This is a genomic window from Thermohalobaculum sediminis (assembly GCF_023487995.1).
GTDB classification, from domain to species: Bacteria; Pseudomonadota; Alphaproteobacteria; order Rhodobacterales; family Rhodobacteraceae; genus Thermohalobaculum; species Thermohalobaculum sediminis.
The window spans coordinates 161,631-181,084 of the sequence record NZ_JAMFKN010000005.1 but is presented as its reverse complement, the minus strand read 5'-3'; the positions used below and the strand labels follow the sequence as shown (position 1 = coordinate 181,084).

21 protein-coding genes are annotated in these 19,454 nt (G+C 70.4%); 10 read left to right on the top strand and 11 right to left on the bottom strand.

What is annotated here, in order from left to right:
* Positions 1-19: 19 nt before the first annotated feature.
* From M1105_RS12235 to M1105_RS12200, 8 genes are all read right to left on the bottom strand, one after another.
* On the bottom strand, positions 20-1,063 hold the full coding sequence (locus M1105_RS12235) for a class I SAM-dependent methyltransferase (protein ID WP_249580655.1): 1,044 nt from the start codon (positions 1,061-1,063) through the stop codon (positions 20-22).
* A gap of 45 nt (positions 1,064-1,108) precedes the next feature.
* A complete protein-coding gene (locus M1105_RS12230) occupies positions 1,109-1,546 on the bottom strand; it encodes a YcgN family cysteine cluster protein (protein WP_249580654.1) in 438 nt (145 codons plus the stop codon).
* Complete coding sequence (locus tag M1105_RS12225; protein ID WP_249580653.1) at positions 1,543-2,874, bottom strand: MFS transporter; 1,332 nt, start codon at positions 2,872-2,874, stop codon at positions 1,543-1,545. Before M1105_RS12225 ends, M1105_RS12230 begins: the two co-directional genes overlap by 4 nt.
* A gap of 129 nt (positions 2,875-3,003) precedes the next feature.
* Positions 3,004-3,783, bottom strand: a complete 780-nt coding sequence (locus M1105_RS12220; protein ID WP_249580652.1) for a lysophospholipid acyltransferase family protein — start codon at positions 3,781-3,783, stop codon at positions 3,004-3,006.
* A gap of 10 nt (positions 3,784-3,793) precedes the next feature.
* A complete protein-coding gene (locus M1105_RS12215) occupies positions 3,794-4,780 on the bottom strand; it encodes a bifunctional riboflavin kinase/FAD synthetase (RefSeq protein WP_249580651.1) in 987 nt (328 codons plus the stop codon).
* A 34-nt stretch (positions 4,781-4,814) separates the two neighbouring features.
* Positions 4,815-5,258 carry a MaoC family dehydratase gene (locus M1105_RS12210; RefSeq protein ID WP_249580784.1) on the bottom strand — a complete coding sequence of 148 codons (444 nt, stop codon included), beginning with the start codon at positions 5,256-5,258 and terminating at the stop codon, positions 4,815-4,817.
* Between the two features lie 199 nt (positions 5,259-5,457).
* Positions 5,458-6,354: a TIGR01459 family HAD-type hydrolase gene (locus tag M1105_RS12205; protein WP_249580650.1), complete on the bottom strand. Its 897-nt coding sequence runs from the start codon at positions 6,352-6,354 to the stop codon at positions 5,458-5,460.
* A 124-nt stretch (positions 6,355-6,478) separates the two neighbouring features.
* Complete coding sequence (locus M1105_RS12200; protein WP_249580649.1) at positions 6,479-7,480, bottom strand: TraB/GumN family protein; 1,002 nt, start codon at positions 7,478-7,480, stop codon at positions 6,479-6,481.
* A gap of 208 nt (positions 7,481-7,688) precedes the next feature.
* Here M1105_RS12200 and groES point away from each other — a divergent pair, with 208 nt between their 5' ends.
* From groES to M1105_RS12180, 4 genes are all read left to right on the top strand, one after another.
* Positions 7,689-8,000 (top strand): co-chaperone GroES, encoded by a 312-nt coding sequence (gene groES / locus M1105_RS12195; protein WP_249580648.1) that lies wholly within the window; start codon positions 7,689-7,691, stop codon positions 7,998-8,000.
* 52 nt (positions 8,001-8,052) lie between these two features.
* Positions 8,053-9,696, top strand: a complete 1,644-nt coding sequence (groL, locus tag M1105_RS12190) for a chaperonin GroEL (RefSeq protein WP_249580647.1) — start codon at positions 8,053-8,055, stop codon at positions 9,694-9,696.
* Between the two features lie 150 nt (positions 9,697-9,846).
* Positions 9,847-10,464, top strand: coding sequence for a sulfotransferase family protein (locus M1105_RS12185; RefSeq protein ID WP_249580646.1), 618 nt, complete (start codon positions 9,847-9,849; stop codon positions 10,462-10,464).
* 192 nt (positions 10,465-10,656) lie between these two features.
* On the top strand, positions 10,657-11,028 hold the full coding sequence (locus M1105_RS12180; RefSeq protein WP_249580645.1) for a hypothetical protein: 372 nt from the start codon (positions 10,657-10,659) through the stop codon (positions 11,026-11,028).
* 25 nt (positions 11,029-11,053) lie between these two features.
* Here the strand turns inward: M1105_RS12180 and M1105_RS12175 are convergent, their stop codons facing one another.
* Positions 11,054-11,719, bottom strand: a complete 666-nt coding sequence (locus M1105_RS12175) for a DUF2268 domain-containing putative Zn-dependent protease (RefSeq protein WP_249580644.1) — start codon at positions 11,717-11,719, stop codon at positions 11,054-11,056.
* Positions 11,720-11,922: 203 nt separating this feature from the next.
* Here M1105_RS12175 and M1105_RS12170 point away from each other — a divergent pair, with 203 nt between their 5' ends.
* From M1105_RS12170 to M1105_RS12145, 6 genes are all read left to right on the top strand, one after another.
* Positions 11,923-13,311: an aminotransferase gene (locus tag M1105_RS12170; protein WP_249580643.1), complete on the top strand. Its 1,389-nt coding sequence runs from the start codon at positions 11,923-11,925 to the stop codon at positions 13,309-13,311.
* Between the two features lie 190 nt (positions 13,312-13,501).
* A complete protein-coding gene (locus M1105_RS12165) occupies positions 13,502-14,404 on the top strand; it encodes an amino acid ABC transporter substrate-binding protein (RefSeq protein ID WP_249580642.1) in 903 nt (300 codons plus the stop codon).
* Between the two features lie 21 nt (positions 14,405-14,425).
* On the top strand, positions 14,426-15,349 hold the full coding sequence (locus M1105_RS12160) for a DMT family transporter (protein WP_249580641.1): 924 nt from the start codon (positions 14,426-14,428) through the stop codon (positions 15,347-15,349).
* A 37-nt stretch (positions 15,350-15,386) separates the two neighbouring features.
* On the top strand, positions 15,387-15,728 hold the full coding sequence (locus tag M1105_RS12155; protein ID WP_249580640.1) for a DUF952 domain-containing protein: 342 nt from the start codon (positions 15,387-15,389) through the stop codon (positions 15,726-15,728).
* Positions 15,725-16,771, top strand: a complete 1,047-nt coding sequence (locus M1105_RS12150) for a quinone-dependent dihydroorotate dehydrogenase (protein ID WP_249580639.1) — start codon at positions 15,725-15,727, stop codon at positions 16,769-16,771. The genes M1105_RS12155 and M1105_RS12150 overlap by 4 nt, the downstream gene beginning before the upstream one ends.
* 208 nt (positions 16,772-16,979) lie before the next feature.
* On the top strand, positions 16,980-17,426 hold the full coding sequence (locus tag M1105_RS12145) for a nuclear transport factor 2 family protein (RefSeq protein WP_249580638.1): 447 nt from the start codon (positions 16,980-16,982) through the stop codon (positions 17,424-17,426).
* A gap of 285 nt (positions 17,427-17,711) precedes the next feature.
* Here M1105_RS12145 and M1105_RS12140 read toward each other — a convergent pair whose 3' ends face one another.
* Together M1105_RS12140 and M1105_RS12135 are read right to left on the bottom strand one after the other, a co-directional pair.
* Entirely contained in the window at positions 17,712-19,085 is a 1,374-nt protein-coding gene (locus M1105_RS12140; protein WP_249580637.1) for an MATE family efflux transporter, read from the bottom strand.
* A gap of 118 nt (positions 19,086-19,203) precedes the next feature.
* Entirely contained in the window at positions 19,204-19,419 is a 216-nt protein-coding gene (locus tag M1105_RS12135; protein ID WP_249580636.1) for a hypothetical protein, read from the bottom strand.
* Between the last annotated feature and the right edge of the window lie 35 nt (positions 19,420-19,454).

Sequence of the window (19,454 nt, the reverse complement as noted above, 5' to 3'; positions counted from 1 at the left end):
CCGGCGCGGCTGTGAAGGGTCAGGCGGCAAAACCCGCGCGGGCCAGCGCCTCGATGGCGGGGAGCATCAGATTGCGCCGCCCGCCCCGCTCCTCGGGCCGCAGCATCGGGGGCACGGCGGTGCCGACGAACTGAGCCTCGCCCGCGAGGTCCGACAGCGCCGCCTCGCCAAGCCCCTTGACCACGATCTCGCCGGGCAGAAGCGGCATCCGCGTGTTCAGGTCGGTCCGCAGCATCGGCAGTATCAGGATGGCGCCATCCCGCGCCTGACCGAGGATGCGCTGCTCGAGCGCGGCCTGCATCTCGGGGTCGTTGAACGGAAGATAGCTGTAGATGACGTCGTATTCGCCATACCCCTCGAAGGCGAGCGCGTCGCCGGGCAGCACGCGGCGTGCCGGGCGGAACGTGTTGCCGATCAGCTCGGCGCGGGCGAGGTAGTTGGGGTCGAGCTCGATGCCATCGACCTGCGGAAAGAACTGCGCGGCGAGGAAGAGCTTCGAGCCCGCCCCCGCCCCAACCTCGAGGAAGCGCGCGCAGGCCGGGTCGCCGATCACCGCCAGGATGCGCCACGCCGCCTGCATGCGCTCGACATAGCTCTCGGCGCCGAGCGGGATGAAGGGATAGGCGTGGGCGCGCATCTCCTCGGCCTGCGCGTCGCCGCTCGCCGCGACCTCGAGCAGGTTGAAGCCTCGCGATAGCACCTCGGCCCGCCGGGTCGCGGCGGTGACCGGCCCGCGCGACGGCATCAGCGGCTCCGCCCGACGCTCGAGCACATGGCCAAGGGCCGAGACGACGCGCGGCACCTCGCGCGCCGTGACGCGGGCGATGTCGAGCAGCTCGCGCATCTCGTCGGAGGGCGCGTTGCGCCGCACCCGAGCCGCGCCGCGTTGCAGCCGGTTGGTCAGTTCGGGCAGGAGCGCGACGGCCTCGGCCAGCGCGGCCTCGTCGCGCGCCGCCGGGCGCGGCGGCAGGGCCTGCACAATGCGCCGGGCCGCGGCGCGCAGCCCGTCGGTCGCATCCAGCACCATCTCGAGCTGAAGCGAGCACCGCCGCGTGGTGGTCATGAGGGCACGCGGCCCGTGCCGCGCTGCAGCCGTGGCGGGCGGGGTTCAGGGAAAGTCGACGACATGGTCCTCCAGCTCCTCCTCCGCGACTTCCCACTCGGGCACGGTCTGCCCGCGCAGCGAGATGCCGGCGCGGTGCACGCTCGCCGGGTCGCCCGACACCAACGGGTGCCAGGCCGCGAGGCCGCGCCCCTCGTGCAGCCGCCGGTAAGCGCAACTGTGCGGCAGCCAGTGCGCGACCTCGGGCAGCGTCGCGGGCGTGAGCACGACGCAGCCCGTCACCAGCTTGGCGCGCAGCGCGTAGTTCCCGCACCGGCAGGTGTCATCGTCGAACAGCCGGCAGGCCACGTCGGTGTAGTTGATCTCGCCGGTGTCCTCGTCCTCGAGCTTGACGACGCAGCACCGCCCGCAGCCGTCGCAGAGCGACTCCCACTCGGCGAGCGTCATGCGGCCAAGCGGCTTCTCCCAGAACGGGCGGCTCATTGCGGCCCCCTCGGCCAGAGCGCGAGCGCCACGCGGCCCAGCCGCGTGCCCGGCGCGTAGCGCGCGACCAGGATCGACATCGGCAGGCCGCTCACGGTCACCAGCACCAGCACCTCGGTCGTGCCCAGCCCCATCCCGACCAGCACCGCGACCACGCCAGCCGAGACGACCATGAAGGTCGCGTCCATCACGTTCGACGCCGCGATGAACTGCGCCCGGCGCGACGGCGTGGCCTCGGACTGGAGGACCGCGTTCAGGGGCGTGACATACATGCCCGCGAAGGCCGCGATCAGCACGAAGTCGACCAGGATGCGCCAGCCCTGCGGGTCGGCGAAAAAGGCCGCGCGGTCGATCAGGCCGGGCCCCGTCCGAACCGGTGTCGCGAACCACAGCTCCACCGCCATCACCGCGAGCCCCAGCGCCCCCACCGGCGGCAGGTCGACGCCCACGCGCCCGCGCCCCAGCCGCTCGGACGCCACCGCCCCCAGCGCCACGCCGATCGAGAAGGCGGCCAGCAGCACGGTCAGCACGCTCTCGTCGGCGCCAAGCTCTTCCTTGGCATAGGCCGGCAGCAGCGAAAGGAAGGTGGCGCCGAGGAACCAGAACCACGAGATCGCGAGGATCGCGCGAAAGGCCGGGCGGTTCTGCCACGCCATGTCCATCAGCCGCGCGATGGCGCGCGGAAACACCCAGTCCACCGGCTCGTGCGGCGCGGAGGCGGGCGCCGAAGGCGTGTAGAGCGAGGCGACGAAGCCCGCCACCGCGATCGCCACCACGACGCCCGAGACGATGCTGACACCGTACTCGGTCAGGATCAGCTCGTTGCCGAGGATCGTGCCGAAGATGATCGCGAGGAAGGTCGAGCCCTGCACCAGCCCGTTGCCGCCCAGAAGCTCGTGCGGGCGCAGATATTGCGGCAGCACGGCATACTTGATCGGCGCGAACACCGCCGATTGCGCGCCCATCAGGAACAGCACGAAATAGAGGAAATAGATGTTCTGGGTGTGGTAGCCGATCACGGCGAGGCCCATCACCACGATCTCCCAGGCCTTGACGAAGCGCATCATCACCGCTTTGTCGACCCGGTCGGCATATTGCCCCGCGGTCGGCGTCACCACCGCGAAGGGCAGGATGAACAACGCCGAGGCGATCACGCCGAGCATCGCCAGCGGCACCCCGACCTGATCGGCCAGCCGGTAGGTGACGAGCGCCACGAACGCCTTCTGGTAGACCTGATCGTTGAAGGCGCCCAGGAACTGCACCAGAAACAGCGGCAGGAAGCGCCGGCTCCTGAGTAGGGCAAACTGGTTCGGTCGGTGCTCGGTCATGCTGGCCATGTCCATCGGGCTGCCGACAGACGGTAGCGCGCACCGGGCAGCGCGCCAGTCATAGCGCCCGCCCCGCCGGCCCGCCAGTGCCGAACGACGCCGCGGCGCGGACCGGGCCGGGCATGGGGCTCAGCCGTGATTGTTCGCACCGCGTGCAAAGCGATCCTCGGCCCGGGCCAGGACCTCGGGGGGTGCGCTCTCGCGGATCAGCTCGATCGTGCGGATCTCGATGCGGCGCTCGATCTCGGCCATGAACGTCTCGGGGTCGAGGCCGGGCGGAACCGGCTCGAGGAACTCGATTACCCCCTGGACGCCGGTGCGCTTGCGCCAGTCGCGCCGCGGCCAGATCACGCCGAGCGAGAGCGCGACGGGCACCGCGTGGCAGTCGAGCGCGCGGTAGATGTGGGCGGCGCCGCGGCGGTAGCGCTCCTTCGCGCCCAGCTCCATCAGCGTGCCCTCGGGGTAGATGACCATCGGGCGGCCCTGCGTGATGATGCGCCGTGCGCCCTCGACCGTCTGCTCGGTCCGGCCCTGCGGACCCTGGTCGACGGCGACGAGCACGAGGTCCAGCGCGTGCAGGATGCGGCCGAAGAACGGATAGCGCTCGAGCTCCTGCATCGCCACCGCTCCGGCATTGGGGAACAGCGCCGCCAGCAGCACGATGTCGAGTTCGGACTGGTGCTTCGAGACCATGAAGACCGGCCCCTCGCCCGGCAAGCGGTCGAGGCCGCGCACCTCGACGCGCGAGCGCAGGATGACATCGACCGCGCGCAGGACCGTCTCGCCCCAGTGCCGGATCAGGGGCCAGAGCCGCTCCTTCGGCCGGCCGAGGCCCGCCAGCGTCCAGATCCTCAGCGCGATCCAGAACGTGTAGCCGTAGAAGAACAGGTTGAAGACGACCGGCCGCATGCGTCCGCCTTCAGCCCGACCGCTTGCGCGCGCCGGGCGCGCGGTGCGGGATCCGGGCACGCGAAAGCGCGTCGCGCGCATCGAGGCTGTCCCGGTCCATCTGCGCGATCAGCGCCTCGACGCTGTCGAACCGCGCCTCGGCCCGCAGGAAGGCGACGAGGCCCGCCGCCATCGGCGCGCCGTAGAGGTTGCCGTCGAAATCGAACAGATGCACCTCGAAGTTGGGCGCGTTCACCCCGAACGTCGGCCGCACGCCGATCGAGGCCACGCCGTCATGCAGGCCCCGGTGCGGCCCGTCGCGCACCTCGACGCGGGCGGCATAGATGCCGAAGCGCGGCAGGATCTGCGCACCGAACTCGAGATTGGCAGTGGGATAGCCAAGCTCGCGGCCGCGCCGGTCGCCCTGCCGCACCCGTCCCGTGACCGCGTGCCAGCGCCCCAGGATCGCCGCGGCATCGGCCATGTTGCCCTGCTCGACCGCGACCCTCGCGGCGGTCGAGGAAAAGTCGCCAGCTTCGTCACCCACCACGTGCAGGATCGTCACGCCGAACCCCATGTGCTGGCCCAGCCGGCGCAGCAGCGCGGCGTCGCCGGCGCGCCTGTGACCGAAGCGAAAGTCCTCGCCCACCACGACATGCCCGAGCCCGAGCCCGCCCGCGATCACCTCGCGCGCGAAGGTCTCGGGCGACATCGAGGAGAGGGCCGCATCGAAGGTCAGCACATGCAGCCGCTCGACCCCGGCCGCGGCGATCAGGTGCGCCTTCTCCTCGGGCGTGGTCAGGCGGAATGGCGGCGCGTCGGGCTGGAAGTGGCGGCGCGGATGGGGCTCGAAGGTCACGACCGAGACGGGCGTTCCCGGCCCCGCCGCGGCGGCGGCCGCGCGTGCGGCGTCGATCAGGGCGCGGTGGCCCAGATGCACGCCATCGAAGTTGCCGATGGCAGCCGCACCGCCCCGCAAACCTGGCCCGAGATCCTCGAAGCCGTGGCTGATCCGCATCTCGCCCCCGGACTTGCGGGGGCGCGCGCCCCCGTCAGTCGAACTTCTTCGAGGGCGCCAGCACCAGCGCCTCGCCCTTGAGAACCGCCTTTTCGCCCACCCGGCAGACGCAATCAAGGGTGACGCGGCGGCGGCCATGGTCGATCTCGCGGACCGAGACCTCGGCGGTCACCTCGTCGCCGGGAAAGACCGGCGCGAGGAACTTTAGCGTCTGGCCCAGATACACGCTGCCATGCCCCGGCAACTGCTCGCCAATCACCGCCGAGATCAGCGAGGCCGTCAGCATCCCGTGCGCGATGCGCCCGCCGAAGATCGTGTCGCGCGCATAGTCGTCGTCCAGATGCACCGGATTGCGGTCGGTCGAGACATCGGCGAACAGGCGGATGTCGTAATCCTCGATCCGCTTGGAGAGGCTGCGCGTGAGGCCCACGGACAGGTCCTCGATGCAGATCGTGCCGCGCGGGATGTTGTCCAGCATCGAGTCGTCCTCCGTCATTGTGCAGTGCATCAATAGCGGATTCGGGAGCACCACGCAACAATCTTGCGAAAGATAGTTCTCAATCAAATTCCATGATCGAAATAAAATTTCAAAACTCTCTCAGCCCGACCCCTACTGAGCGGATGGCCCAGCGGCGAGACGCGACCCCGCCAGCGGCGCGCCCGCGCCCCCGGAGCGGCTAGCGCAACCGGCCGATCGCGAACTGCGGCGACTGGCCCCTCTCGGCCAACCAGTTGCCGAGCCGGGCGGCGTCAGGATGGTCGGGGTCCGCGCCGACCTCGGCTGCCGCCAGCCCGCCCGAGACGAAGAGGGCGTCGATGCCGAAGTCGAGCGCGCCCTTGACGTCGGTGAGGATGCCGTCGCCGATGCCGAGCACCCGCTCCGGCGCGATCTCGCGGCCCGCGAGTTCGGCGACCAGCGCCATGCTCTGCTCGTAGGTCGGACGGTGCGGCTTGCCGAACCAGATCACCTCGCCGCCTGCCTCCGCATAGCGCTGCGCGATCGCCCCGGCGCACCACAGACGCTCGTGCCCGCGGTCGACCACGATGTCGGGATTGGCGCAGACGAGCCGCAGGCCGCGGGCGCGCCAGCTCGCGATATGGGGGTCGTAATCGGCCGGCGTCTGGCGCGTGTCGTCCTCGAAACCCGTGCAGAGAATGGCGTCGGCCTGGGCCGCCGGCGTGTCGTCGAAGCCGATTTCCGCCAGCATGTGCCGGTCGCGCTCGGGACCCACATAGTGGAAGCGGCGTCCCAAAGTGCCCGAGGCGATCGCCCGCTGGCAGGCACCGCCCGACGACATGATGGCGTCGTAGCTGTCCTTCGGCGCGCCCATCGCGTCGAGGAAGCGCGCGACCGACGCCGGCGGGCGCGGCGCATTCGTCAGCAGCACCACGATGCCGCCGCGCGCGCGGTAGCTGGTCAGCGCCGCGACCGCGGCGGGAAAGGGGCGGATGCCGTCGTGATAGCAGCCCCACAGGTCGCACAGCACGGCGTCATAGCCGTCCGCAATCTCGTCGAGGCGACCGATCAGGCGCGTCGTGCGGGCGCTCGCGCGCGGGGCGTGGTTGAGGGACATGGCTCGGTTCCGGTCGGAAATCGGGGCAAGGGATGCTCGCCGCCGCGCCGATATGCGCGGTAACGGGCGCGCGGTCAACCTCGCGGCGGGTGGTCGCGGGCGACGGACATTGGCATCGAGCGGCTCACTCGGGCACGCGCGTCACGGTGAAGCCCTCGCCCCGCAGCAGGGTAACCAGCCCCACGTCGCCCGGCAGGTGCAGCCCGCCCACCGCGACGAAGGCGCCGCCGGCCGCGAGGACGGGCACCAGCCGTTCCATCCAGCGGCGGTTGCGGGCGTCGATCAGCTCGGCCTCGAGCGCATCTCCAACGCGCACCGCCTCGGCCGGAAGCCGATCGGCCTCCTCGGCCGCCAGCCAGTCGCTGAAGCTGTCGATCGCGGCGATGCGGCCCTCGCGGTAGAGGCCCAGCATGGTGGCACGGATGTCCTCCTCGTGCTCGGCGAGGCGCAGGGCGTCACCCGCGAGCTCGGCCGCGAGGTCGGGGTCGATCCCGCCGAAGGCGCCGAGCGCCTCCTCGTAGGTCTCGAGCCCGACCACCGGCATGCCCGCCGCCGCGGCGCGGGTCATCAGCGCCTTGTCCATCACCTCGGCGCCCGCCGCCATTGCCTCGAGCTCGCAGGCCGGGATGCCCATCACCGAGAAGAACATCCAGGGCTGCATCCGCTCGGCCATCTCGACCGTGAGGCCGCGCCGCGCCAGCACGGCCTCGGCGCGGGCGAGCTCGGCGGGGGCGAGCCGCGCCGCGACGCCGGCGCCCTCCGCGGCGAAGACGAAGGAGGGATCGGTGGCGACGCGGGCCTGAAGCCGCGCCATCTCGTCCTCGGTCAGCTCGACGACCAGCGTTCCGGCCTCCTCGAACGCGGCCTCGACCTGCGCCGTCATCGTCCCAATCGCGGTGGTGTCATGGTAGGTCCCGAACAGATGCGATGCCGGGACGCCCGCGCGCTCGACCCGCCAGAGCCGGCCCTCGCCGTTCTCGATGCCGGCCGCGCCGGCGAGGATCGCCTCGTGGGCGGGCGGGCGCTCGGCGGCGAGACGCGCCATCAGGTCCTCGCCGCCGCACGCGGCCCAGGCCGTGCCGCCACCGCCCATCAGGGCGATCAGAGTCCAGAAGATCCGCCGCATCCGCTTCCTTTCCCGCGCCCCACTGCTAGCGCGCCGCCATCAATTCGGCCGCGCACGCGCATCTGCGCCTTGACAGTCCAAGAGCCGTTCAATACATCCCGCCTGCCCGGATGTTAGCACTCAGGGGAGGCGAGTGCTAATACCCACAAGGGAAGGGCATCGCCCCCAACAGATATGAACCGCAACCAGCTATGTAAGGAGCGCCACCATGAGCTTCAAACCGCTGCATGATCGCGTTCTCGTCCGCCGCATCGAGTCCGAAGCCAAGACCAAGGGCGGCCTGATCATTCCCGACAGCGCGAAGGAAAAGCCCCAGGAAGGCGAGGTCATCGCCGTCGGCGAGGGCGCCCGCAAGGATTCGGGCGAGCTGATCCCGATGTCGGTGAAGGCCGGCGACCGGATCCTTTTCGGCAAGTGGTCGGGCACCGAGATCAAGCTCGACGGCGAGGAACTGCTCATCATGAAGGAGAGCGACATCCTCGGCGTGCTGACCGACTCGAAGGCGGCCAAGGCCGCCTGAGACGGCGCCATCCGCCCCTGACAAGAACATCAGTCTAACGGAGAATTTCCACATGGCTGCGAAGGACGTGAAATTCCACGCCGACGCCCGCGAGCGGATGCTCAAGGGTGTCGATATCCTCGCCAACGCGGTGAAGGTGACCCTGGGCCCCAAGGGCCGCAACGTCGTGCTCGACAAGTCGTTCGGCGCGCCCCGCATCACCAAGGACGGCGTCTCTGTCGCCAAGGAGATCGAGCTTTCCGACAAGTTCGAGAACATGGGCGCCCAGATGGTCCGCGAAGTTGCCTCGCGCACCAATGACGAGGCGGGCGACGGCACCACGACCGCGACCGTTCTGGCCCAGGCGATCGTCCGCGAGGGCATGAAGTCGGTCGCCGCCGGCATGAACCCGATGGACGTGAAGCGCGGCATCGACAAGGCCGTCGCCGCGGTGGTGGCCGAGGTCAAGAAGATGGCCCGCCCGGTCAACGACTCGAACGAGGTCGCGCAGGTCGGCACCATCTCGGCGAACGGCGAGGCCGAGATCGGCCGCCAGATCGCCGACGCGATGCAGAAGGTCGGCAACGAGGGCGTGATCACCGTCGAGGAGAACAAGGGCCTCGAGACCGAGACCGAGGTGGTCGAGGGCATGCAGTTCGACCGCGGCTACCTCTCGCCCTACTTCATCACCAACGCCGACAAGATGGTGGCCGAGCTCGAGGACGCCTACATCCTCCTGCACGAGAAGAAGCTGTCGTCGCTCGCGCCGATGGTGCCGCTGCTCGAGTCGGTGATCCAGACCGGCAAGCCGCTGCTGATCATCGCCGAGGACGTCGAGGGCGAGGCGCTGGCCACGCTGGTCGTCAACAAGCTGCGCGGCGGCCTCAAGATCGCCGCCGTCAAGGCGCCCGGCTTCGGCGACCGCCGCAAGGCCATGCTGCAGGACATCGCGATCCTGTCGGGCGGCCAGGTGATCTCGGAAGACCTCGGCATGAAGCTCGAGAATGTCACCATCGACATGCTCGGCCGCGCCCGCAAGGTCCGCATCACCAAGGACGACACCACGATCGTCGACGGTGCCGGCGACAAGGGCGAGATCGACGCCCGCGTCGCGCAGATCCGCCAGCAGGTCGAGGAGACCACCTCGGACTACGACCGCGAGAAGCTGCAGGAGCGTCTTGCCAAGCTCGCGGGCGGCGTCGCGGTGATCCGCGTCGGCGGCGCGACCGAGGTCGAGGTCAAGGAGCGCAAGGACCGCGTCGATGACGCGCTCAACGCGACCCGCGCGGCGGTGCAGGAAGGCATCGTTCCGGGCGGCGGCGTGGCGCTCGTCCATGCCGGCAAGGTGCTCGACAGCCTGACCGGCGAGAACGCCGACCAGGACGCCGGCATCAAGATCGTGCGCCGCGCGATCGAGAGCCCGCTGCGCCAGATCGCCGACAACGCGGGCGTCGACGGTTCGGTCGTCGCCGGCAAGGTCCGCGAGTCGTCGGATGCCCGGTTCGGCTTCGACGCGCAGAACGAGGAGTATGGCGACCTGGTGGCCAAGGGGATCATCGACCCCGCCAAGGTCGTGCGCTGCGCCCTCGAGGACGCGGCGTCGGTCGCGGGCCTGCTGATCACCACCGAGGCGATGGTCGCCGACAAGCCCGAGCCGAAGGGCGCCGCCGGCGCCCCCGGCATGGGCGGCATGGGCGGCATGGACGGCATGATGTAATCGCGCCGTCCGCCGCGAGGCAGACCGAGGGGCCGTCCCGCGAGGGGCGGCCCTTTTCGATTTCGCGCCCGTCGCCAGACCTGCTAGCCTCGCCGACACGCTCTGGCGCGTCGCCACTGCGCGGGATCGTGCGAAGGGGGAGTCGCGGAGATGCATGTGATCGGCGCCGGGCTGGGACGCACCGGCACCTATTCGCTCAAGCTTGCGATCAACCGGCTCGGGCTCGGGCCCTGCCACCACATGGAGGAGGTGCTGCTCGACCAGGCCACACAGGTCCCGCTCTGGGCCGCGGCGGCGCAGGGGCGGCCGGACTGGGCGGCGATCTATGCAGGCTATGGCAGCGCCGTGGACTGGCCCACCGCCGGCTTCTTCCGGGAACTCGACGCGGCCTATCCCAATGCGAAGTTCATCCTGACCGTGCGCAGCCCCGAAAGCTGGCTCGCGAGCTTCTCCGAGACCATCTACCGCCTGCTCGCCGCGCCCGGCATGCTGCCGGACGAGGCGCGGCCCTGGCACGAGATGTGCGTGGGCGTGATCGGCCGCACCGGCTTTCCGCCCGGCCTCGACGCTGAGACGCTTCGCCGGGGGTTCGAGGCGCATGTCGCGGCGGTTCGGGCGACGATCCCGGCCGAGCGCCTGCTGGTCTATCAGGTCAAGGAGGGCTGGGCCCCGCTCTGCGCCTTTCTCGGCGTGCCCGTGCCGGACGAGCCATTCCCGCGCACGAACGATCGGGCCGAGTTCTGGGACAGGGTCTCGGGCAAGGCCTGAGGGCGCGGCGTCCCGCCTTGCCGTTCCCCCCTCGCCATGCCGCATCGAAGCCACAGCCGCGGGCTTGCGCGCCGACGCCGCGTCGTCCCCCGTTGACCTTCGCGCAACCCTGCGACATCGCAGGGGGACGCTGCTCCTTGGGGAAATGCTCGCGCGCCACCGCGCGAAGGGGCGGCATCGGGAAGATCCATCATGCGCATCGCCGCCGCCAGTCTCGTTGCCTGCCTTCTTCCTCTCGCCCCGTTCGCGCAGCAAGCCGCGCCCGACCCTGGCGAGCCGAGCGAGGCCGACATCGCCGCCTTCGAGGCCTGCATGGCCGGGGTGGACACGGCCGCGATCGAGTCTTTCTCGGACGAGATGCTCGAGCGGCACAGCGAGATCACGGCCGCGATCGACGCCGCCTGCGCGCGCGGCCAGCGGAGCGCGGCTGCCGCGCTCTACGCGCCCCTGATGGCCGAGTACACCGCCCACCCCGAGGTGCGGAAGCTGCGCGCCTGCGTCGCCGCGATGGACGCGGCACGCGGCATCGTCGAGGACGAGCCGCACGTCTGCGACGACGAGTGAGCTGTCCGGCCGCCCACGGCGGCGCTCAGCAGCCCAGCGTGGCCAGCCGGTCCAGAAGCGGGCGAAAGCTCGCGGCGGGCTCCTGCGCCGCGCCGGAAGCGCTGCGGCCCGGGCGCTCGGCGAGCCAGAGCCCTGCGAGCCGGTAGCCCAGCGCATAGCCGGTCCAGCGCCCCATCTCGCCCCGCCCATAGAACCAGCGCGCATGGCCGTAGTCGGTCGCGTCCCACTGCGCCCGCGCGCGGCTAGCAGCTTCGCGCAGCGCGTCGGTCCGCGTTCCCCGCTCCCAAGGCTCGGGCGGGTTCTGGAACACCTGGCGCACGAACTGCCCGGCCAGCCCCTCGCTCACCAGCACCTCGCCCAGCGTCTGGCCGTAGCCAGGGCCGTCCCAGCGCAGCGCATGGTGGACCTCGTGCGCCACCATCCGCTCGAAGGCTGCGCCCATGTGGGTCACGAGCGCGGGGTTGGTGGGGTCGAGCGTCAGGAAGATCAGCCCCGGCCCCGGCGACTGGCCGACATGCCCGATCTCGGGGATCGTGCCGCCCGGCTCGGCCCGCACGACGATGTCGAGGACGGGCAGAGTCCCAAGCACCCGCGCGCAGCGCCGGCGCAGTTTCTCCACGCCTTCCTCGACGGCGGGACGCCACCGGTCGAGCTGCCCGCGCGCGTTCAGGAAGTGGAGCTGCCATGCCATGCGCCGGAGTGTTCCCGCCCCGCGCGGGCGCCGTCAAGCGGACAGCAAACCGGCCCGCCGAGGCACCACCATTCGCCGCGCTGATGGCGGCCATCACGGCCAGTGACTGGCGGCGGCCACGGCGATTGGATACTGTCGCGCCATCGGGCGCTCGCGCGGGTCCGCGCGGAGCCTCCCATCCCGTTGACCCGGAGTGACCCGCCATGGCGAACGACATGCTCACCAACGCCCAGATGCGCGACATCGAGGCGCTTCTGCACCCCTACACCAATGCCGTCACGCACCGCCAGGTCGGCGCCCACCTGATCGAGCGCGGCCGGGGGTGCCATGTCTGGGACGACGCGGGCAAGCGCTACATCGAGGGGATGGCGGGCCTGTGGTGCGCGGGCCTCGGCTTCGGCGACGACGAGCTGATCGACTCGGCCCGCGAGCAGCTGGGCAAGCTGCCGTATTACCACCTGTTCGGCGGGCGCACGCACGAGCCCGCGATCGAGCTCGCCGAGAAGATCAAGGAGCTCTACCCGGTGCCGATGGCGCGGGTGTTCTACTGTTCGTCGGGCTCCGAAGCGAACGACACCCAGGTCAAGCTGATCTGGTACATGATGAACGCGCGCGGCAAGCCGCAGAAGAAGAAGATCATCTCGCGCCGCAAGGCCTATCACGGCGTCACGCTGGTCGCGGCCTCGATGACCGGCCTGCCGATCAACCACGGCCAGTTCGACCTGCCCTTCGACTTCGTCAAGCACACCTCGACCCCGCATTTCTGGCGCGAGGCCCGCGACGGCGAGACCGAGGAGCAGTTCTCGGCCCGCCTGGCCGCCGAGCTCGACGCGCTGATCGAGGCCGAAGGGCCGGACACCGTCGCGGCCTTCATCTCGGAACCCGTGATGGGCGCGGGCGGCGTGATCGTGCCGCCACGGGGCTATTTCGAGGCGGTGGGTGCGGTCCTGCGCAAGCACGACGTGCTGTGGATCGACGACGAGGTGATCTGCGGCTTCGGGCGCACCGGCAACTGGTTCGGCGCCGAGACCTTCGGGATGCAGCCGACTTCAGTGTCGATGGCCAAGCAACTGACCGCCAGCTACGTGCCGCTTTCGGCCGTGGCAATCAACCAGGAGATGGCGGACGTGATCGAGGCCGAGTCGGGCCGGCACCCCTCGCTGGGCCACGGCTACACCTATGGCGGGCATCCACTGGGCTGCGCCGTGGGCGTCAAGGCTATCGAGATCTACCAGAAGCGCAACATCGTCGATCACGTCCGCCGGATGGCGCCAGCCTTCCAGGCCCGGCTGCGCTCCTTCGCCGGGCACCCGCTGGTAGGCGAGGCCCGCGGCGTGGGCCTCATGGGCGCGCTGGAGCTGTCGCCTGACCCGAAGTCGGCCGCGATGTTCAAGACCCCCGGCAAGGTCGGCCCGAAGCTCATGTCGGAACTCCTCAAGCACGGCGTCATCCTGCGCGCGATCGGCGACAGCCTCGCCTTCTGCCCGCCGATGATCATCGACGAGGACGGCATCGAGGAGATCTTCGCCCCGATGGAGGCCGCCCTCGACGCGACCCACGCCTGGGCGAAGGCGGAAGGGCACCTGGGATGAGCCTCCGCCGGCGGCGACGGCCCGGCCGGGCCTCGTCGCCGGCCACCCCTCCGGACGGGATCGAGCGGCGAAGGCGCCGCGCGCGCATTGGACAAGCCGATTGAAGACGGCGCCGGCTTTCGTCAGAGTTGTGCAGTTAAAACCTCGCGAGAACCTTCCCGACCCGCGCTTCAGAACCGGAGCCCCATTCATGCGCCAGATCCATCTCATCGCGGCATTTGCCGCGGCATTCCTTCTCAGCGCCCCGATCATCCCGGCGCAGGCCGGCGCCGTGCTCGACCGAATCGTCGAGCGCAAGACCATCCGCTTCGGCTATCGCACGGACGCGCCGCCCTTCTCCTTCACCGCGGACGGGCGCCCGCAGGGCTTCACCACCGAGCTGTGCGGGGTGATGGCAGGCGCCGTCATGGCGACCTCGGATCTGCGGGAGATCACGGGAACCTTCAAGGCGGTCGACACCGCCACGCGCTTCGACGCGCTGACGTCGGGCCAGATCGACGTGCTGTGCGGGGCCACGACGGCGACGCTCAAGCGGCGCGAGGCGATGTCCTTCACCATTCCGATCTTCGCGACCGGGGTGGGCGCGGTCGTCTCGTCGGACGCGCCCGAGCTGATGCAGGAGGTGCTGATCGACGGCGGCCCGGCCGCGCTCTCGGGCGCCGCGATCCGCGAAGCGCTGGGCGGCAAGCGGCTGGGCGTGCGCGCCAGCACGACCGCCGAGGAGTGGCTGCGCCAGAGCGCCATCGCGAAGATCGAGGGCGTCGAGATCGTGCCGATCGGCGACCATGCCGAGGGGCTCGCGGGCGTGGCGGAAGGCAATCTCGAGGCCTATTTCGCCGACCGCGCGATCCTCGCCGGCGTGCTGGCCAGGGTAGCGGATGCAGACCGCTTCGCGCTGTCGCGCAACACCTTCACCTTCGAGCCCTACGCCCTCGCCATCCCCCGCGGCGACGAGGACCTGCGCCTCGTGCTCGACCGCGCGCTGAGCCATGTCTACCGCTCGGGCGCGATCTTCCAGATCTTCGAGCGGCATTTCGGCAAGCCCGGCGCGAACGAGATCCTGTTCTACGGCATCACCGCGCTTCCCGAGTGAAACGGACCGGCATCGCCCAGCATGAACCCACTGCGCGGCATCGCCCTCAAGGTCGGCTCGGTCGCCGTCTTCATGGCGATGTCGACGCTCATCAAGATCACCGCCGAGCACGTGCCCTCGGGGCAGGCGGTGTTCTTCCGCTCGTTCTTCGCGATCCCGGTGATCCTGGTCTGGCTGTGGTGGCGCCACGACCTGCGGACCGGGCTGAGAACGCGCAACCACATGGGCCATCTGTGGCGCGGGCTGGTGGGCGGCATCGCGATGGGCCTCAGCTTCACGGCGCTGGGCCTCCTGCCGCTGCCCGAGGTCACCGCCATCGGCTACGCGACGCCGCTGATCGTCACGATCCTCGCGGCCATGTTCCTGGGCGAGGTGATCCGGGCGCATCGGCTGGTCGCCGTCTGCGTGGGGCTGGCAGGGGTGCTGATCGTGCTCTCGCCGCGTCTGAGCGTGCTCACCACCGACGGGGTGACGGACGCCGAGACGCTGGGCGCAGTCATCATGCTCACGGCCTGCGTGTTCATGGCGCTCGCCGCCTGCTTCGTGCGCAAGCTGGTGCAGACCGAGGAGACGTCCGCCATCGTCTTCTACTTCTCGCTCACCTGCACGGCGCTGTCGCTGCTGACGCTGCCCTTCGGCTGGGTCGTGCCCACGGGCCGCGAGGCGGCGATGCTGGTGGGCGCGGGGCTGTTGGGCGGCTTCGCGCAGATCCTCCTGACCGCGAGCTACCGCCACGCCGATGTCGCGGTGATCGCGCCCTTCGACTACACCTCGATGCTGCTCGCGCTCGCCATCGGCTGGTTCGTGTTTGCCGAGGCGCCGACGCTGCCGATGCTGGGCGGCGCGAGCCTGGTGATCGCGGCCGGGCTCTTCATCATCTGGCGCGAGCGCCGGCTGGGGCTCGAACGGGCGAAGTCGCGCAAGGTCATGACCCCGCAGGGCTGAGGCTTGACCCGCGCCCGCGCCCGCGCGATGGAGCGCCATGCTGATCTACAAGATCCTCACCGCCCCGCAATGGGACGAGCTGCAACGCCTCGGCGCGACCCCCGGCGCGCCGGTCGACTTGGCGGACGGCTTCGTGCATTTCTCGACGGCCGCGCAGGCGCGTGAGACGGCGGCCAGACATTTCGCAGGGCAGGACGGGCTGTGGCTTGTCGCCCTCGACGCGGCGGCGCTGGGCTCCGCGCTGCGGTGGGAGCCATCGCGTGGCGGGCAGCTCTTCCCGCATCTCTACGCGCCCCTCCGCCTCGCGGACGTGGCCTCGGCCGCGCCGCTGCCGCTGGGGCCCGACGGCCGCCACCTGTTTCCGGAGGGCATCGCATGAGGCTGGTCGAGCGTGCGGGCCTCGCAGCACTTCGCCTTGCCGACCCCGAGCGCGCGCACGGGATCGCGCTCGCCGCGCTCAATGCGGGGCTTGGGCCACGGGGCGGGCCCGTCACGTCGCCCCGCCTCGCCACGCGGCTCGCGGGGCTCGCGCTGCCCAACCCCGTCGGCATCGCCGCGGGCTTCGACAAGAACGCCACCGCCGTGCGGCCGATCCTCGCGGCCGGGCCGGGGTTCCTTGAGGTCGGCGCCGTCACGCCTCGCCCGCAGCCCGGCAACCCGCGCCCGCGCCTGTTCCGGCTGGCGCAGGACCGCGCGGCGATCAACCGCTTCGGCTTCAACAACGACGGCATGGAGGCGATCGGCCGCCGGCTCGCCGCCGCGCGGGGGGCGGGGGTGGTGGGCGTCAACCTCGGCGCGAACAAGGACACCGCCGACAAGGCCGAGGATTACGCTGCGGTGCTGGGCCAACTCTACCCCCATGCTGATTTCTTCACCGTCAACGTCTCCTCGCCCAACACCGAACGCTTGCGCGACCTGCAGGGCCGCGCCGCGCTCGATCGCCTGCTCGGGCGCGTGACGGCGGAATGGACGGCCCTCGGCCGGACGAAGCCGCTGTTCCTCAAGATCGCCCCCGACCTGAGCGAGACCGAGCTTGCCGACATCGCCGAGCTTGCCGAGGCGCACGCCCTCTCGGGCATCGTCGCCACCAACACGACGCTCGTGCGCGAAGGGCTCGCTAGCCCGCACCGTGCCGAGGCCGGCGGCCTCTCCGGCGCGCCGCTCAGGAACCGCGCGCAGGCGGTGATGCTGAGCCTGCGGCGGCTGACAGGTGGGCGGCTGCCGCTGATCGGGGTGGGCGGGATCGCCTCGGCCGAGGACGCCTATGCCCGCATCCGCGCGGGGGCCTCCGCGGTGCAGCTCTACACCGCCATGGTCTATGACGGAATCAGCCTGCCGGGACGCATAGCGCTGGGGCTCGACGCCCTGCTCGCCCGCGACGGCTTCGCCTCGGTGGCCGAGGCGGTCGGCGCAGACCAGTAGCAGGCTTGCGCGGACACACAGGGCCTGCACCCGGCGCATCAACCGGGCAGACTGTCCCCGGCCGTTTTGCGGATCGGCTCGCCATCGCGCACGCTGGACGGAACGACCGCTTCAACGATCTTCCACGATGCGCGACAGCGGACTGCGCTGACCTCGACACTCGGCCAACCGCCAGCGGCCGGGTGCACCGCAAGGTCAGAGAACCGGCTTGATCGACAGGTCGGCCGACCGCAGGATTGTCGCGATGAGCGCAAGGGGGCAGCCAAGCCTCGACCAGACAGGGCATACGATCATGACAAATTCATCTGACATCGCAGAAATAACCGAGGTTGTTCGCACTTACGCAACCGCAATGACTTCTGGCGATCGCGCCGAACTGGAGCGGATATTTTTCGAGAGATCTTGCGAAGTTGGTCATTATGAAGGCGGCCTGCTTTGGAACACGCGCGATGAATTCATTCGAATGTGCGAAGCCGAAGCCAGCAGTTCGGCAGAGGCATGGTGGATGATTCGCAACATCTCGATTCACGGCGACATCGCGGTCGCGCATGTCGAGGACGAGTGGGCGGGAATGCACTTCGACACGATCTTGACGATGCTGAAGCACGAGGGCGCGTGGCGCGTGATGGCAAAGGCCTACCGGATACAGTCCTGACCGGGAAAATTCCGGCCCGGGGACTTCAAGAGACGTTCGGGGGAGCCAGATGTCGGGCGCCCAAGCTGAAAGTCTCCCCGGCACGAATGCGGACATCCGGGGAAGATGATGCGCTGACCGGGCCGTCCCCGGCGAGCAGGCGTTCGCGTTCCGCGCAGAGGATGACAGCTGCCCGCGCTCCATCCGTCCATGTTGTCGCATGGCGTGGAGGCGCTGGGCGCTGAACGGCTCTCAGACCATCAGGACACGATCGGCAGAGAGCCCCCCGCCGTCCGACCCTCAACCTTACGCCCGGCAGCGCGCCTCGATCCGGCCATAGCCCAGCGCCAGCGTGCCCGCGCGGACCAGCATGAAAAGCCACAGCCCCGCCCACAGCCCGTGATTGCCGAAGGCGTGGGTCAGCGCCCAGCTCGCCGGCACATAGACGCCCGCCGAGATCAGCATGGCGTTGCGCATCGTCCGCCCCTCGGCCGCGCCGATGAAGATGCCGTCGGCCTGGTAGGCCAGCACGCCGATCAGCGGCAGGAGCGTCGCCCACAGCGCGAAGCCCCGCGCCGCCTCGCGCACCGCCTCGACATTGGTGAAGAGGTGGATGATGGGGATCGCGAGCACCGTCGCCAGCGCCGCGAACCCCGCCGCCAGCGCCAACGCCGCGACCGAGCTCACCACCACCGCGCGCCGCAGCCGTGGCCCCGAGCGCGCGCCCATCGCCTGCCCCACCAGCGTCTCGGCCGCCATGGCAAAGCCGTCGAGCGCGTAGGAGGCGACATGCAGGAACTGCATCAGCACGCCGTTCGCCGCCAGGATCACGTCGCCCTGCAGCGACCCCAGCCGCGCCATCCAGGCGAACGAGCCCGTGAGGCAGGCGGTGCGGATGAAGATGTCGCGGTTGAGCGCCATCACCTGGCCCAGCTCGGAAGGGTCGAGGATGCGGCGCAGTTCGGGCCGCCAGCCCGCGGGCGCGATTGCCCGCCCCCGCGCCCGCGCGCGCCACAGGCCATAGCCGAGCCCCAGCCAGGCCGCGATCACCGTGCCCAGCGCCACGCCATCCACGTCCATCCCCAGCCCCAGCACGAACACGAGGTTGAGCACGATGTTCGCGACCGATGTGACGATCTGCATCTCGAACAGGCGCCGCGTCATCTCCTGTCCGGTGAACCAGCCGATCAGGGCGTAGTTGGCCAGCTCGGCCGGCGCGCCCCAGACCCGGATGCGGAAATAGAGGCCGGCCAAGGCCTCGGCCTCGTCCGACCCCTCGAACAGCCGCAGCGCGAGGTCCGAGAGCGGCCAGCGCAGCAGGATCAGCGCGGCCGAAATCGCCCCGGCGATCACCAGCGCCCGCAGGAGCGTGTTCAGCACCCGTCCCCGCTCGCCCGCGCCAAGCGCCTGCGCGGTCAGCCCCGACACCCCCATCTGAAGGAAGTTGAACGAGGTGAAGATCAGCGAGATCACCACGGCGCCCAGGGTGACCGCGGCGAGGAACACCTCGTCGCCCAGGTTGCCGATGATCGCGGTGTCAATCGCGCCTTGCAGCGGCACGGTGGCGTTCGACAGCACCACCGGCAGCGCGATGGCGGCAACCCGGGAATAGGTGATCTCGCGCGGGGCTGAGGGCTCGGCCGCCGCCGTCGTGGTCGCCGTCGTCGTGTCTGCGGTCATGCGCGGGATCCGGGGATGGCGGGCGCGGCCCGAATCCGGGCGCGCTCAGGATAGGCGGCCTCCCCACACGGTGAAAGCCCCACGCGCCGTCGCCCGACGCCCGCGCCGTCGCCCGGCCTCAGAGCCCGGCGAAGGGCGCCGCGATCACCACGAAAATAGCAAAGATGGCAAGGCAGGGCCGGGTGGCCTTCAGCGCCAGTCCCAGCATCGGATCGTCCTTCAGCGCCCGGGCGAACCCGATCATCGCGGCCTCGCGCGGGCCCTTCGGGCTCCAGTCCGGGCGCCCCGGCTCGAGGCGCCGGGCCGTGGCGGTATCGATGGTGGCGTGCTGCATCCCGGCCTCCGTTCATGGGTCATCGTCCGAGAGCT

Excerpts from the sequence above, each read along its gene's own strand:
- M1105_RS12235 (WP_249580655.1), bottom strand. The coding sequence starts at position 1,063 with ATGACCACCACGCGGCGGTGCTCGCTTCAGCTCGAGATGGTGCTGGAT.
- M1105_RS12230 (WP_249580654.1), bottom strand. The coding sequence starts at position 1,546 with ATGAGCCGCCCGTTCTGGGAGAAGCCGCTTGGCCGCATGACGCTCGCC.
- M1105_RS12225 (WP_249580653.1), bottom strand. The coding sequence starts at position 2,874 with ATGACCGAGCACCGACCGAACCAGTTTGCCCTACTCAGGAGCCGGCGC.
- M1105_RS12220 (WP_249580652.1), bottom strand. The coding sequence starts at position 3,783 with ATGCGGCCGGTCGTCTTCAACCTGTTCTTCTACGGCTACACGTTCTGG.
- M1105_RS12215 (WP_249580651.1), bottom strand. The coding sequence starts at position 4,780 with ATGCGGATCAGCCACGGCTTCGAGGATCTCGGGCCAGGTTTGCGGGGC.
- M1105_RS12210 (WP_249580784.1), bottom strand. The coding sequence starts at position 5,258 with ATGCTGGACAACATCCCGCGCGGCACGATCTGCATCGAGGACCTGTCC.
- M1105_RS12205 (WP_249580650.1), bottom strand. The coding sequence starts at position 6,354 with ATGTCCCTCAACCACGCCCCGCGCGCGAGCGCCCGCACGACGCGCCTG.
- M1105_RS12200 (WP_249580649.1), bottom strand. The coding sequence starts at position 7,480 with ATGCGGCGGATCTTCTGGACTCTGATCGCCCTGATGGGCGGTGGCGGC.
- groES (WP_249580648.1), top strand. The coding sequence starts at position 7,689 with ATGAGCTTCAAACCGCTGCATGATCGCGTTCTCGTCCGCCGCATCGAG.
- groL (WP_249580647.1), top strand. The coding sequence starts at position 8,053 with ATGGCTGCGAAGGACGTGAAATTCCACGCCGACGCCCGCGAGCGGATG.
- M1105_RS12185 (WP_249580646.1), top strand. The coding sequence starts at position 9,847 with ATGCATGTGATCGGCGCCGGGCTGGGACGCACCGGCACCTATTCGCTC.
- M1105_RS12180 (WP_249580645.1), top strand. The coding sequence starts at position 10,657 with ATGCGCATCGCCGCCGCCAGTCTCGTTGCCTGCCTTCTTCCTCTCGCC.
- M1105_RS12175 (WP_249580644.1), bottom strand. The coding sequence starts at position 11,719 with ATGGCATGGCAGCTCCACTTCCTGAACGCGCGCGGGCAGCTCGACCGG.
- M1105_RS12170 (WP_249580643.1), top strand. The coding sequence starts at position 11,923 with ATGGCGAACGACATGCTCACCAACGCCCAGATGCGCGACATCGAGGCG.
- M1105_RS12165 (WP_249580642.1), top strand. The coding sequence starts at position 13,502 with ATGCGCCAGATCCATCTCATCGCGGCATTTGCCGCGGCATTCCTTCTC.
- M1105_RS12160 (WP_249580641.1), top strand. The coding sequence starts at position 14,426 with ATGAACCCACTGCGCGGCATCGCCCTCAAGGTCGGCTCGGTCGCCGTC.
- M1105_RS12155 (WP_249580640.1), top strand. The coding sequence starts at position 15,387 with ATGCTGATCTACAAGATCCTCACCGCCCCGCAATGGGACGAGCTGCAA.
- M1105_RS12150 (WP_249580639.1), top strand. The coding sequence starts at position 15,725 with ATGAGGCTGGTCGAGCGTGCGGGCCTCGCAGCACTTCGCCTTGCCGAC.
- M1105_RS12140 (WP_249580637.1), bottom strand. The coding sequence starts at position 19,085 with ATGACCGCAGACACGACGACGGCGACCACGACGGCGGCGGCCGAGCCC.
- M1105_RS12135 (WP_249580636.1), bottom strand. The coding sequence starts at position 19,419 with ATGCAGCACGCCACCATCGATACCGCCACGGCCCGGCGCCTCGAGCCG.